Genomic DNA, 14,316 nt, shown 5'->3' with positions numbered 1-14,316 from the left:
TTTTTTATTTATTGATGCATACTTGCCAGCTGTTTTCCTGCATTTTGATATAAATCGAGAGCTTGTTCTTGTTGTGATCGCCCTTTACGCTGTAAATAAAGATCAAGCTTTGGTATTTTTTTTGCGCCAGCATAAATCACAGTATTTTTGGTCAGTAGATACAGTGGATACCACGGCAGTATTCGAGGCTTAAGCCCTAAATTTTTCATTTTTTTACGGCCCATAAAGATTTGGGTAACATCTAAGTGATTCTGGTAGGCTTTCTTCTGCATGAAACGTTTAAAATGTTTATATTCGCGTTCAAATGGTTCTTTGGATAGGCTTACTGCAAGCTGACGACTACTTTCATCCACTTGAGGATGAGCATAATTCATCCATTGCAATAATTTCCAGCCTTCAGACTCTTTATCAATCAGCCATTGTTCGTCAACACCCATTAACCAGCCTGTATATTTCCAAAAATGCATAATCGCATCGACTTCAGTTTTAGTTGGAAAAATACCGATTGCTCGAATACCTAAAAGCATCACACCGCTGAAAGCAATATTTGTCATTGCCTGATCATATTGGTTAATCGGCATTCCCCAAATATCCCAGTCCCAATCTTTGGATTTTTTTAGATGGTAGCGAACTAAAGAATGGATGAAACGCACAAAAATTGTTGAAGTAAAGCCATCATTAAAGCGTTGAAATCCATTCGGCTTAGTAACATCTAGCCACCATTTATGCGTTTCTGCTAAGCGCTTGCCTGCATATTTGCTTAGAGCACCTGTTAAAATCAAAGGTTGATTAAAGCCAGGGTATTGATATCCAGTCATTAGCGCGAGATCACGCATAATAAAAGTGACATTTGCGCCTAAACGATGCGTGAATTGAATTGCACGATCAATTTTTTCTTGATCGAACCAAACAGGCTGTTGTTCCACGAGATCAAAGAATGCTTTGATTTCAGGGACTGGTTTGGGAAGAGCATCTAAGCCTTGATATAAGGCTGTTTCAAAAAGCTTTCGATTTTCGCGTGGATTGGTCATCACCCAATCCATTAAGCGATCCATCGGCACATCGCCCGTATGTAAACTTTCATTTAACTCTAAATATTCAGCATAAGTTGGAATGAAGTTTTGATCAGTCATTTTATGTAGAAGCTTGGACAATAGATCGCTGCGCTTCATTCGCTCATATGAAGCCATACGTTTTGGAATGCTAAAATTTGACATGGTGTAATTAATCTGGTTATTGTTTGATCAAAGATTAATATGAATATTTATTCGCATTCAATTCGCATTATTAGAATGGCAGCTATGAGAAAAAGACCCCAACAACAAAGAGCAAAGCTGGTAGTCGATAGTATTTTGGAAGCGACTCTGATATGCATTTCTGAAATGGGCCTAGATCAAGTCACTACGCCAAAAATATCTGAAAAATCAGGGGTGAGCGTAGGCTCTATCTATCAATATTTCGAAAATAAAGATCAGATAATTTTAGAATTGTTACGCCGTAAGAGTGAAAACTTAGGTTTGTCACTTAAAGCGCTGGCGATGAATCAAGAAGAAATGGATTTAAAAACCTTAGTCGATGTTAGTCTTCAATTCGGATTTGATGTAATGAGAGAAGATAATGGTTTCTTCTTTGAAGTCCTGAAACATTGGCATGGCTACAACAATTCCGAAGCAGCAAAGGTTTTAGAAAAACATTTTTTTGAAGTTGGTTTATATGTATTTAATCGTTTCTATCGTCATTGGGACTTCGAAACACTTAAGCATAAATCTTTTGTAATTATTAATAGTACCTTGTTCACAATGATGAGGTTTGTAAGCAACAATGATTTTCTTATTTCAGAACAACAGCTTAAAAGAGAACTAAGTGCAATGATTTTGTCTTATTTAGACAGTGATAAGAGTTAAAAGCTCATACAAATAAAAATTATATATAAAAAACATATAGTTAATGTTTATTTGGTTTATTAACTATACAAACAAATAGAAAAGATTGAAAAAGTAGTTGCGTAAGAAAATAAATAGCCTATAATGCACATCCATCGGCGGTGATGTTGATTAAAACTTGTTGAAAAACAAGGATTTAGCTGAATAGGTTGGATCTGAGTTTTGAGAATGAGTTAGAAAATAAATTAACATTGCTAGTTGACTTTCTGAAAAGAAAGGGTAATATAGCCGACCTAGCTTGATGCTGACGAAGCATTAAGAAGATCATTAAGAGATTATGAAGAACAACTTGTGTGGATTTTTACTGGTTGATTGATCGATATATATTATCATTGATAATTGGTAGAAATTTCTCGAAGTTTATTTGAGCAAATTTTTTGTCAGTAATTGATGAGCCAAGATTGGTGCCCTTTAGGTACTATTGATTTTAAACTGAAGAGTTTGATCATGGCTCAGATTGAACGCTGGCGGCAGGCTTAACACATGCAAGTCGAGCGGGGGAAGGTAGCTTGCTACTGGACCTAGCGGCGGACGGGTGAGTAATGCTTAGGAATCTGCCTATTAGTGGGGGACAACATCTCGAAAGGGATGCTAATACCGCATACGTCCTACGGGAGAAAGCAGGGGACCTTCGGGCCTTGCGCTAATAGATGAGCCTAAGTCGGATTAGCTAGTTGGTGGGGTAAAGGCCTACCAAGGCGACGATCTGTAGCGGGTCTGAGAGGATGATCCGCCACACTGGGACTGAGACACGGCCCAGACTCCTACGGGAGGCAGCAGTGGGGAATATTGGACAATGGGCGGAAGCCTGATCCAGCCATGCCGCGTGTGTGAAGAAGGCCTTTTGGTTGTAAAGCACTTTAAGCGAGGAGGAGGCTACTAAGATTAATACTCTTGGATAGTGGACGTTACTCGCAGAATAAGCACCGGCTAACTCTGTGCCAGCAGCCGCGGTAATACAGAGGGTGCGAGCGTTAATCGGATTTACTGGGCGTAAAGCGTGCGTAGGCGGCTTTTTAAGTCGGATGTGAAATCCCCGAGCTTAACTTGGGAATTGCATTCGATACTGGGAAGCTAGAGTATGGGAGAGGATGGTAGAATTCCAGGTGTAGCGGTGAAATGCGTAGAGATCTGGAGGAATACCGATGGCGAAGGCAGCCATCTGGCCTAATACTGACGCTGAGGTACGAAAGCATGGGGAGCAAACAGGATTAGATACCCTGGTAGTCCATGCCGTAAACGATGTCTACTAGCCGTTGGGGCCTTTGAGGCTTTAGTGGCGCAGCTAACGCGATAAGTAGACCGCCTGGGGAGTACGGTCGCAAGACTAAAACTCAAATGAATTGACGGGGGCCCGCACAAGCGGTGGAGCATGTGGTTTAATTCGATGCAACGCGAAGAACCTTACCTGGTCTTGACATAGTAAGAACTTTCCAGAGATGGATTGGTGCCTTCGGGAACTTACATACAGGTGCTGCATGGCTGTCGTCAGCTCGTGTCGTGAGATGTTGGGTTAAGTCCCGCAACGAGCGCAACCCTTTTCCTTATTTGCCAGCGGGTTAAGCCGGGAACTTTAAGGATACTGCCAGTGACAAACTGGAGGAAGGCGGGGACGACGTCAAGTCATCATGGCCCTTACGACCAGGGCTACACACGTGCTACAATGGTCGGTACAAAGGGTTGCTACCTAGCGATAGGATGCTAATCTCAAAAAGCCGATCGTAGTCCGGATTGGAGTCTGCAACTCGACTCCATGAAGTCGGAATCGCTAGTAATCGCGGATCAGAATGCCGCGGTGAATACGTTCCCGGGCCTTGTACACACCGCCCGTCACACCATGGGAGTTTGTTGCACCAGAAGTAGGTAGTCTAACCGCAAGGAGGACGCTTACCACGGTGTGGCCGATGACTGGGGTGAAGTCGTAACAAGGTAGCCGTAGGGGAACCTGCGGCTGGATCACCTCCTTAACGAAAGATTGACGATTGGTAAGAATCCACAACAAGTTGTTCTTCATGACGATGTATCTGAGGGTCTGTAGCTCAGTTGGTTAGAGCACACGCTTGATAAGCGTGGGGTCACAAGTTCAAGTCTTGTCAGACCCACCATGACATACTCATACGATACATTGATCTAAATGATAAGCTGGGGACTTAGCTTAGTTGGTAGAGCGCCTGCTTTGCACGCAGGAGGTCAGGAGTTCGACTCTCCTAGTCTCCACCACGTATTCATTCGAATACGTAGTAAGCAAACGAGTTGATAGCTTATAGAGCTTAGTAATAAAGCTGTGTATACTGCACGCCTTGATTATTAAGCTCTGTGATTTATCACAGTTGACTGCGATCTGACGAAGACGTAGTGAATCATTAACAGCATATATTTGAGTTGAAATAATTTGTTCATACTCATAGAAAGAGCGGAAACGAGATAACGTAAGTTATTAAGTTGAAGTGATTGAAATGAGAACTAGCGAAATTAACTGAATCAAGCGTTTTGGTATATGAATTTGAATTGAAGCTGTACAGTGTTTAGATACACAGTACTTCAAACTGTAATGTTGAACGATCTACTTGTAGGGTCGAACGACTGTTTGGGGTTGTATAGTCAAGTAATTAAGTGCATGTGGTGGATGCCTTGGCAGTCAGAGGCGATGAAAGACGTGATAGCCTGCGAAAAGCTCCGGGGAGGCGGCAAATATCCTGTGATCCGGAGATTTCTGAATGGGGGAACCCACCTATCATAAGATAGGTATTGCAACATGAATACATAGTGTTGCAAGGCAAACGCGGGGAAGTGAAACATCTCAGTACCCGTAGGAAAAGAAATCAATTGAGATTCCCTCAGTAGCGGCGAGCGAAAGGGGAAAAGCCCATTAAGTTATGTAAGCTTTAGTGGAATGCTCTGGGAAGTGCAACCATAGTAGGTGATAGTCCTGTACACGAAAGGGCTTACATGATGATGTCGAGTAGGGCGGGGCACGTGAAACCTTGTCTGAATATGGGGGGACCATCCTCCAAGGCTAAATACTCCTGACTGACCGATAGTGAACCAGTACCGTGAGGGAAAGGCGAAAAGAACCCCTGTGAGGGGAGTGAAATAGATCCTGAAACCGCATGCATACAAGCAGTGGGAGCCACTTCGTGTGGTGACTGCGTACCTTTTGTATAATGGGTCAGCGACTTACATTCAGTAGCAAGGTTAACCGAATAGGGGAGCCGTAGAGAAATCGAGTCTTAATAGGGCGTTTAGTTGCTGGGTGTAGACCCGAAACCAGGCGATCTATCCATGAGCAGGTTGAAGGTGAGGTAACACTTACTGGAGGACCGAACCCACTGTCGTTGAAAAGCCAGGGGATGACTTGTGGATAGGGGTGAAAGGCTAATCAAGCCTGGTGATAGCTGGTTCTCCCCGAAAGCTATTTAGGTAGCGCCTCGGACGAATACCATTGGGGGTAGAGCACTGTTTCGGCTAGGGGGTCATCCCGACTTACCAAACCGATGCAAACTCCGAATACCAATGAGTACTATCCGGGAGACAGACTGCGGGTGCTAACGTCCGTAGTCAAGAGGAAAACAATCCAGACCGCCAGCTAAGGTCCCTAAATCATAGTTAAGTGGGAAACGATGTGGGAAGGCATAGACAGCTAGGAGGTTGGCTTAGAAGCAGCCACCCTTTAAAGAAAGCGTAATAGCTCACTAGTCGAGTCGGCCTGCGCGGAAGATGTAACGGGGCTAAAACTATGTACCGAAGCTGCGGATTTGCAATTTATTGCAAGTGGTAGGGGAGCGTTCTGTAAGCCGATGAAGGTGGATTGAGAAGTCTGCTGGAGGTATCAGAAGTGCGAATGCTGACGTGAGTAACGATAAAACGGGTGAAAAACCCGTTCGCTGAAAGACCAAGGGTTCCAGTCCAACGTTAATCGGGGCTGGGTGAGTCGACCCCTAAGGCGAGGCCGAGAGGCGTAGTCGATGGGAAATTGGTTAATATTCCAATACTTCTGTGTAATGCGATGAGAGGACGGAGAAGGTTAAGTCAGCCTGGCGTTGGTTGTCCAGGTGGAAGATTGTAGGCATGTATCTTAGGCAAATCCGGGGTACTCTATGCTGAGAATCGATAGCAAGCTAGTTTACTAGCGAAGTGGCTGATACCATACTTCCAGGAAAAGTCTCTAAGCTTCAGTTACACAGGAATCGTACCCGAAACCGACACAGGTGGTCAGGTCGAGTAGACCAAAGCGCTTGAGAGAACTCTGCTGAAGGAACTAGGCAAAATGGTACCGTAACTTCGGGAGAAGGTACGCTGCCGGCGGTGATAGGACTTGCTCCTTGAGCTACTGGCAGCCTCAGAAACCAGGCCGCTGCAACTGTTTATTAAAAACATAGCACTCTGCAAACACGAAAGTGGACGTATAGGGTGTGATGCCTGCCCGGTGCTGGAAGGTTAATTGATGGGGTTAGCGTAAGCGAAGCTCTTGATCGAAGCCCCAGTAAACGGCGGCCGTAACTATAACGGTCCTAAGGTAGCGAAATTCCTTGTCGGGTAAGTTCCGACCTGCACGAATGGCATAATGATGGCGGCGCTGTCTCCAGCAGAGGCTCAGTGAAATCGAATTCGCCGTGAAGATGCGGTGTACCCGCGGCTAGACGGAAAGACCCCGTGAACCTTTACTGCAGCTTGACATTGAACTTTGATCTTACTTGTGTAGGATAGGTGGGAGGCTTTGAAGTAGAAACGCCAGTTTCTATGGAGCCGTCCTTGAAATACCACCCTGGTAATATTGAGGTTCTAACTCTGCTCCATTATCTGGAGCGAGGACCATGTCTGGTGGGTAGTTTGACTGGGGCGGTCTCCTCCTAAAGAGTAACGGAGGAGTACGAAGGTGCGCTCAGCGTGGTCGGAAATCACGCGTAGAGTATAAAGGCAAAAGCGCGCTTAACTGCGAGACCCACAAGTCGAGCAGGTACGAAAGTAGGTCTTAGTGATCCGGTGGTTCTGTATGGAAGGGCCATCGCTCAACGGATAAAAGGTACTCTGGGGATAACAGGCTGATACCGCCCAAGAGTTCATATCGACGGCGGTGTTTGGCACCTCGATGTCGGCTCATCTCATCCTGGGGCTGAAGCAGGTCCCAAGGGTATGGCTGTTCGCCATTTAAAGAGGTACGCGAGCTGGGTTTAGAACGTCGTGAGACAGTTCGGTCCCTATCTACCGTGGGCGTTGGAAATTTGAGAGGATCTGCTCCTAGTACGAGAGGACCAGAGTGGACGAACCTCTGGTGTACCGGTTGTGACGCCAGTCGCATCGCCGGGTAGCTATGTTCGGAAGGGATAACCGCTGAAAGCATCTAAGCGGGAAGCCTACCTCAAGATTAGATTTCCCAAGGACTTTATGTCCTCTAAAGAGCCGTTGAAGACTACAACGTTGATAGGTTGGATGTGGAAGTACGGTGACGTATGAAGCTGACCAATACTAATTACTCGTGAGGCTTGACTATACAACACCCAAACAGTTGGTGTTGTGGTTCAAATCATGACAAATAACTTGATTTAGTTAGATAAAACGCTAAACTGCACAAATTAAAGCAACTCAAATAGCTGTTAATAACTTCTTTGACCAAGCAAAGGCACGCAAACAATACATGCGAATAAGACCCAAGCAAAGTCACAACAGTTGTGCTGGCGACAATAGCAAGAGTGAACCACCTGATCCCTTCCCGAACTCAGAAGTGAAACCTCTTAGCGCTGATGGTAGTGTGGGGTTACCCATGTGAGAGTAAGTCATCGCCAGCTCATTATTCTAAACACCCCCTTCAATACAAGGGGGTGTTTTTTTATGCAGTAAAGAATGAAATAAAGATATAAAAATAAAGGGAAATGGATCATATAACTTACTGATAAAGATTTTTATATAGTGAGGAACTAATAATATAAGCCTTCATCAAATCTTCATTGATCTGTCAGACGATTGACACCATGATGCCGTTTAATCATGAGTCCTTACTTAAGTGATACATATGGATTTATGAACAAGACACTTTTAAGCACAGTGGTATTGTCATTTTTAGCCCTTAGCGGTTGTAATGATTCTGATGATAAGATTACCTCAAATCAACAAAATCAGATAAAGGAACCTACACTTGTTTCATTTGCAAAGCTTGATGTGGCTACCTATGCCGATGGACCAGATTCGGGACTTTATGTTAATGGTGCAAATGGTATTTATCCACCATTTAAAGGTCAGCCAGTTCAAGGATTTTCTGGGGCATTAAAAAATGCTGATGGAACGTATCTTGTAATGTCTGATAATGGATTTGGGGCACAAGATAACTCAGCAGACTATCTATTACGTCTTTATAATATTTCAGTAGATTTTAGAACTGCTAAGACCAACTCAAATAACGTTAAAGTACTGTCTCATATACAGCTTCGTGATCCGAATAAGTTAGTACCATTCAAAATTGTCAATGAGAGTATGCCAGAACGACTTTTAACTGGTGCTGATTTTGATCCGGAATCTATACAGCGTGATAAAAATGGCGATATTTGGATCGGAGATGAATTCGGTCCATTTTTACTGCATTTTAGTGCTGATGGTGTTTTAAAGAGTGCTCCGATTGCATTGCCTCATCCTGAAAAAGAAGGAGAAGAGCTTCGATCTCCACAAAATCAACTTCATCAAAGTGCGGCTGAAATAGAAAATGCGCTCGTGCAAAGAAGTGGTGGATTTGAAGGCATGGCTATTTCTCCAGATGGTCAATATTTATATCCAATGCTGGAAAAACCATTAAGCAAGAATGTGCAAAGACATTTATTAATTTCAAAATTTGATATTGCTAAAAAAGCATATACAAATGACCATTACTATTTTGAGCTCGACCCTAAAGCAACAGCAATTGGTGATTTCCAGTTATTTAGTCAAAATGAAGGTGTTGTGATTGAGCGTGATGATACTGAAAATAATATTGGTGGTTTTAAGAAATTAGTTCGCATACAACTGAATGAACCGAAGCAGTTGGTTAATAAGACGGACTTGGTCAATTTAATGGATATTGCGAATCCAAATCTATTGTATGGTACGCCAAGAGAGGGCGATATGATGACGGGTGAACGTTTTGGTTTCCCATTCTTTACCATTGAAGATATTGTGATTGAAGGACCTGATTTAATCACAGTGTTGAATGACAATAATTTTCCAGGTTCAAGTGGGCGTAATGCAAAACTTGCTGATGATAATGAAATTATTCAGATTAAATTAGAAAAAAAGTTATATTAATTGTTCGAGACCTCATGGATTTTGATCTATGAGGTTTTTTATTAAAATAAGTGAAAAATATCATAATGAAATAAGTATTTTAATAAATTCGTATTTGAGCGAGATATCATCATTACTCACCAATAAAATGATGGAAACACTGATTTTCATAAGTCAAACTAACTTTGGTCTAATGCGATATTTAGATAAAAAGCCTAATTTTGATTGGATTTTAGACTAACGTTCAATTTTTATTAACACAGAATTATGTGAAATTTACCTCACAGACTTTAAGCACACGATTTTGATGCGTCGCTCACAACAATTAAATTCAAAGTTGGTTGGATCGTGCTTAAAGATTATTGAAATACGATCTCTCACAGGAGGTGAGGAATGTCACAGCAAGCAATGAACGTCAATAAAATTATTGACCATGCTAAATTCACACCATTTCACTTCAATGTTGTCGCTTGGTGTTTACTCATTATCCTGTTTGATGGTTATGACTTAGCAATTAATGGCGTAGTTTTACCATTATTGATGGATGAATGGGGTTTAAGTGCTGTTCAAGCAGGCATGCTCGCAAGTACTGCACTTGCAGGGATGATGTTTGGCGCAATGATTTTTGGTTCTTTAGCAGATAAGATTGGCCGTAAAAAAGTCATTATGATCTGTATTATTTTATTCAGTGGATTAACCTTTGCGGGTGGTTTTGCATCCAATCCAACTGAGTTCGGTATTTTGCGTTTCTTGGCAGGTTTAGGGATTGGTGGTGTTATGCCAAACCTTGTGGCTTTGACCTCAGAATATGCACCTCAAAAAATGCGTAGCACCTTGGTAACTACTATGTTTAGTGGTTATGCGGTAGGTGGTGTGATGGCTGCATTATTAGGTTCATGGTTTACACCAAGTTTTGGTTGGGAAATCATGTTCTTTATCGCAGGTATTCCATTACTTTTACTTCCAATTATTTGGAAATTCTTACCTGAGTCTTTAACTTTCATCGTAAAAGAAAATCGTCAGGAAGAAGCTCGTCAAATTGTGGCGAAGATTGAACCTAAAATAAAAGTTGAGAAAGATACAACTTTCGAGCTGGATCAAGTAGATGAGCCTGAATCGGCAACTGTTGTGAGCTTGTTCCGTCGTGGTCGCGCTGTAAATACATTGTTGTTCTGGGTTGCATTCTTTACATGCTTATTAACCATGTACGCTCTCAGCAGCTGGTTACCGAAATTGATGATGGCTGCGGGCTACTCAATGGATAATAGCTTGATGTTCATGATGGTCATGAATGTTGGTGCGGTAGTGGGGATCGTTGGCGGTGGTATCTTGGCAGACCGTTACCATTTAAAACCTGTATTGATGTTCTTAGGTTTAATGGGTGCGATTGTGATGAGCTTAATGGGCTTCCAGTCGAATATGCTGTTACTTTACATCTTGGTGTTCTTGGCAGGTGCTGCATCGATTGGTTCACAGATGTTGTTATATAGCTACGTAGCTCAGTACTATCCATTGGCAGTTCGTTCAACAGGGATTGGCTGGTCATCTGCGATTGGTCGTATGGGAGCAATTGTAGGTCCGATCTTGATTGGTGGCTTACTAGGGATGAACTTACCAGCGCATTTTAACTTTATGGCAGTAGGTTTACCTGTGTTGATTACCGCAATTGCAGTGGCTCTGATTATGAATGAAAGTGAATCTGAAAAGATTGGTTCAAGTCAGCCAAGTATTGCCAAAGCTTAAATAATTGAATGATTTAAAAGCCTCCGTAAGGGGGCTTTTTTATTAAAGTAGCAGGAGCTAATATAATGATAATATTTAAAATTATTATCATTGATATGGAAAAAGATTGGATAGATTATGTTGTGGCTTTAAGTAATACATTAACACCTTTGCTAGTTTTAGCATTAACTGGCGTTGGATGGCATATAAAAAATAATGTCGAAAAAAATACAGATTTAGAATTAAAAAATTTAGAACGCATTAAAGAGTTAGAAGATAAATTACATGTAGATAGAATTGAAACATATAATTTATTATTAGAGCCGTTCATCATTATGTTCACAAGTGATGCTATCTTTAATTCAGATCCAAAATATAAGGGAAAGACTAAGGATCAATTAAGTATCGGAAGAATGCTGAGTGTAGACTATCGTAAAATTGCTTTTAAGCTTTCATTAGTTGCTGATGATTCGGTAATTCGTGCTTACAATGCCTTGATGCAGCATGCTTATTCTTATAACAAGATGAAAGATAATTCCCCTGAGCATGTGTTAGTCCAAACATCAGTCTGGATTTCTTTGTTATCTGAAATGTTATTGGCAATTAGAAAAAGCATGGGTAATGCTTCGACTGAATTAGATAATTGGGAAATGATAGAATGGTTTATGTCTGATTCAGCAGAAATGAAAGACTTATATTTATCTACTCAAACTAAATGAAAAAACGAATTTTTCATTATGGAACAAGACATGAAACTTAACTCATTCTCCCCAATCCCTGACGATGATAGCGAACTTCATCTTCCTGAATTCATCTATTGGGCTTCATTAGGCGAAATCACAGAAGTTGAAACAGCTTTAAACAACGGAGCTGATGTAAACCAAATTGATGATGAAGGTTATAGCGCACTTCAAGCAGCCGCAGAGAATGGGTACTTAGATGTAGTACAACTGCTAGTCGAAAAAGGTGCAAATGTTGCTTACAAAGGTCAATTTACAGCTTTAGAACTCGCTGAAATGGCAGGCGAGCAAGAAATCGTAGATTACTTAAAAAGTCTGTAAAACATGCAAAATAAAACCCCAAAAAAAGGGGTTTTAATCGTTTAAGACTGCGTCAATTCTTTATAAATGGCTTCATTAAATGCAGGAATATCATCAGGACAACGTGAAGTAATGAGCGACCAACCGCCAGTATTACAACGATGCACCTCTTCATCGACCCATTTACCGCCTGCATTTTCTAAATCAATTTTTACTGACTTATAAGACGTCAGATTTTTATCTTTGATACGTTGCGCATCAATTAATGTCCAAGGCGCATGACAAATAGCTGCGATTGGTTTTTGATGGTCAGCAAAAATTTGAATCAATTTTTGAACCTGTGGATTAATTCGCAAGTTATCCGCATTCACCGTTCCCCCAGGAATAATCAGGATGTCATAGTCATTTGCGATGACTTCATCGAAGCTTAAATCAGGTTGAACTTGATCTGAAGGCTCTTGATCCCCAACCACAGTCTGAACAGATTTCTTTTCTTCAGCAGCATGATAGGTTTCAATCCCTTTTAATTTTAAAAATGCTAAGGGTTTGATTAATTCATCTTTTTCAACACCAAAATTTGCAGTAATAAATAAAGCTTTTGCCATGTTCACATCCTCAATCTTTAAAATTTTGTATGTAAGCGGTTTGCACTAGGATATTCCGTCTTGTAGGAACAGCATAAGTCGCTTGCACTTTGGAAATTACAGTCAGAGTTGTTGCGTGACACACTTTAAAATTAACAAATGGAATGCATGAAAGTGTTGTGAAAGCGAAAAAGCATGATGAATAATTGTTTTACAAGCGTGACAACGTGTAGTGTGCTTAAAAAATTCTATGTGTAAGAAAAAGAAAAGCCCATCTTCCTGATGGGCTTTTCTTCGTATCGGCTGCTTGTAGGTATAACTCCTGTCGTACCTCACGTCCTGATGCTCAAACTTATTATTGTTGTTTTTTGTTTGGGAAACTTCCTGTTTCCTGATGGTTTAAGAATAGTGCAGTGACGTTGATATGCATAGCCGACAATAGAAGAGATGATTGTAGGAAAATGCTTACAAAACTGTCTAAGTGATTCATTTATCGCTCAATAGATCAATTTAGCGTTTTATATTTTCACGAATGAATTGATCACTGTATTTTACCAGCTGATCTAATGCAGGTTGCTCAACAGGGTAGTGCCCGCCATTTTGTAAACTCATCACACGATAAGGTACTTTCAACTGTGTCAAAACAGGTTGGCTCAATTTTAAAGGAGTCCATTGATCCTGTTCAGGTTGAGTCAGTAACACAGGTGCTTGATTAAACTGAGTCAAAGGATATGGTTTTTGGTAATGCATATAGCTGTTTAAAAACTCCACGCTCATGCTATTACCTGCGGATGTCTTGTCAGCCAGCATGATGCGTAAGGCTTCAGGGTCATTGGTGAGTTTTGACATCTTTGATACCAAGGACATAGGTAAGGCGATTTGCTTCAAAGGGGTATGTGCTACTGCTTTCATACTCGGCAAAAGAACAGGGCTTAGAGCACTAAAACGCATAGTTCCTTTTTGAACGTCTTTAAATTCTTGATCGAGAAAGGTCATTCCGATGATGCCATCGACATGTTGATTCTGCATGGCCACATGTAGCGTGAGCATTCCACCTGCTGAGAGTCCATAAAGGAAAATAGGACGATCATCTTTTTGCGCTTGTTCGTTCACAAAATCATTGACCAATTTCACCCAATGATCATAACGAATTTCTTTTTTTGAAGGGTATTGCGTCAGACCATAACCGGGTAAATCCAATGCGAAGGTTTCATACCCTTTTTGGGCAAGTGGACGCCCAAGAATTAAACTCATCTGACGACCATTTGTACCTACGCCATGTAATAAAATGACTTTGGCTGGCGCTTTAGTATTGGGATAAGCATCGACATGTACACGGTAATCATTCCAACTCCAGTAGTACTCATGTGGTTTGTTTTGGTCATTGAGTCGAAATTTCGAAGGGAGTCTTTGTTGTAATTGTTGCCAAGCTGCTTGTTGCTGGTAAGACTGTGGAATTTTAGTTTGAGTCCAAGCCAAATTGGAAATTAATAAAGCCATCATGGTGGCAACGGTTGTGAGTATTATTTTGAGCACGATTAAACGCCTTTCGTTTTTTTCAAACACTATAAAAATGAAAAGCAACTTTGTTTATTACCCAAATCATCAATCGTAAAGGAATCGAGTCAATTGCTAAGCTCAAGTTACTGAAATTAAATGCATATTATTTTTTGTTTAGATTTGGTTGTATGTTAAATGTACAGAAATAGGTCTTAGGTCATCAGTGATGAATAGAAAATTTAAGCAGTTGTATTTGATTGTTTTTTAATCAAGCAAGTT

At 41.3% G+C, this 14,316-nt stretch carries 8 protein-coding genes, 2 tRNA genes and 3 rRNA genes; 10 read left to right on the top strand and 3 right to left on the bottom strand.

Going from position 1 to position 14,316, the window contains the following annotated elements; genetic code table 11:
* Positions 1-8: 8 nt before the first annotated feature.
* Positions 9-1,217: an oxygenase MpaB family protein gene (locus AC1M85_RS13815; protein ID WP_488213250.1), complete on the bottom strand. Its 1,209-nt coding sequence runs from the start codon at positions 1,215-1,217 to the stop codon at positions 9-11.
* 84 nt (positions 1,218-1,301) lie between these two features.
* Between AC1M85_RS13815 and AC1M85_RS13810 the strand changes: the two genes are divergently transcribed.
* From AC1M85_RS13810 to AC1M85_RS13765, 10 genes are all read left to right on the top strand, one after another.
* Entirely contained in the window at positions 1,302-1,904 is a 603-nt protein-coding gene (locus AC1M85_RS13810) for a TetR/AcrR family transcriptional regulator (RefSeq protein ID WP_035268244.1), read from the top strand.
* Between the two features lie 468 nt (positions 1,905-2,372).
* A 16S ribosomal RNA gene (locus AC1M85_RS13805) occupies positions 2,373-3,910 on the top strand.
* Between the two features lie 61 nt (positions 3,911-3,971).
* Positions 3,972-4,048 (top strand) — tRNA-Ile (locus AC1M85_RS13800).
* Positions 4,049-4,087: 39 nt separating this feature from the next.
* Positions 4,088-4,163 (top strand) — tRNA-Ala (locus AC1M85_RS13795).
* A 379-nt stretch (positions 4,164-4,542) separates the two neighbouring features.
* Positions 4,543-7,434: ribosomal RNA gene (locus AC1M85_RS13790) — 23S ribosomal RNA — on the top strand.
* A gap of 180 nt (positions 7,435-7,614) precedes the next feature.
* Positions 7,615-7,729: ribosomal RNA gene (gene rrf, locus AC1M85_RS13785) — 5S ribosomal RNA — on the top strand.
* The 16S, 23S and 5S rRNA genes sit together here with 2 tRNA genes alongside, the layout of an rRNA operon.
* Before the next feature lie 232 nt (positions 7,730-7,961).
* Positions 7,962-9,212, top strand: coding sequence for an esterase-like activity of phytase family protein (locus tag AC1M85_RS13780; RefSeq protein ID WP_488213249.1), 1,251 nt, complete (start codon positions 7,962-7,964; stop codon positions 9,210-9,212).
* A gap of 372 nt (positions 9,213-9,584) precedes the next feature.
* Entirely contained in the window at positions 9,585-10,934 is a 1,350-nt protein-coding gene (locus AC1M85_RS13775) for an aromatic acid/H+ symport family MFS transporter (RefSeq protein ID WP_481597426.1), read from the top strand.
* A 65-nt stretch (positions 10,935-10,999) separates the two neighbouring features.
* Positions 11,000-11,632: a hypothetical protein gene (locus AC1M85_RS13770; RefSeq protein ID WP_213032612.1), complete on the top strand. Its 633-nt coding sequence runs from the start codon at positions 11,000-11,002 to the stop codon at positions 11,630-11,632.
* Positions 11,633-11,662: 30 nt separating this feature from the next.
* Positions 11,663-11,974 (top strand): ankyrin repeat domain-containing protein, encoded by a 312-nt coding sequence (locus AC1M85_RS13765; protein ID WP_488213248.1) that lies wholly within the window; start codon positions 11,663-11,665, stop codon positions 11,972-11,974.
* Between the two features lie 41 nt (positions 11,975-12,015).
* Here the strand turns inward: AC1M85_RS13765 and AC1M85_RS13760 are convergent, their stop codons facing one another.
* Both AC1M85_RS13760 and AC1M85_RS13755 read right to left on the bottom strand, forming a co-directional pair.
* Entirely contained in the window at positions 12,016-12,558 is a 543-nt protein-coding gene (locus tag AC1M85_RS13760) for a type 1 glutamine amidotransferase domain-containing protein (RefSeq protein WP_488213247.1), read from the bottom strand.
* A 489-nt stretch (positions 12,559-13,047) separates the two neighbouring features.
* The gene (locus tag AC1M85_RS13755; RefSeq protein WP_488213246.1) at positions 13,048-14,073 is read right to left on the bottom strand and encodes an alpha/beta fold hydrolase; all 1,026 of its coding nucleotides are present in this window, start codon (positions 14,071-14,073) and stop codon (positions 13,048-13,050) included.
* Between the last annotated feature and the right edge of the window lie 243 nt (positions 14,074-14,316).

The sequence above is a fragment of the Acinetobacter sp. 24-47-64 genome (genome assembly GCF_057737055.1).
The sequence above is the reverse complement of the archived record's forward strand: the minus strand, read 5'-3'. Positions and strand labels throughout refer to the sequence as shown.

Excerpts from the sequence above, each read along its gene's own strand:
- AC1M85_RS13760 (WP_488213247.1), bottom strand. The coding sequence starts at position 12,558 with ATGGCAAAAGCTTTATTTATTACTGCAAATTTTGGTGTTGAAAAAGAT.
- AC1M85_RS13765 (WP_488213248.1), top strand. The coding sequence starts at position 11,663 with ATGAAACTTAACTCATTCTCCCCAATCCCTGACGATGATAGCGAACTT.
- AC1M85_RS13780 (WP_488213249.1), top strand. The coding sequence starts at position 7,962 with ATGAACAAGACACTTTTAAGCACAGTGGTATTGTCATTTTTAGCCCTT.
- AC1M85_RS13775 (WP_481597426.1), top strand. The coding sequence starts at position 9,585 with ATGTCACAGCAAGCAATGAACGTCAATAAAATTATTGACCATGCTAAA.
- AC1M85_RS13810 (WP_035268244.1), top strand. The coding sequence starts at position 1,302 with ATGAGAAAAAGACCCCAACAACAAAGAGCAAAGCTGGTAGTCGATAGT.
- AC1M85_RS13770 (WP_213032612.1), top strand. The coding sequence starts at position 11,000 with ATGATAATATTTAAAATTATTATCATTGATATGGAAAAAGATTGGATA.
- AC1M85_RS13815 (WP_488213250.1), bottom strand. The coding sequence starts at position 1,217 with ATGTCAAATTTTAGCATTCCAAAACGTATGGCTTCATATGAGCGAATG.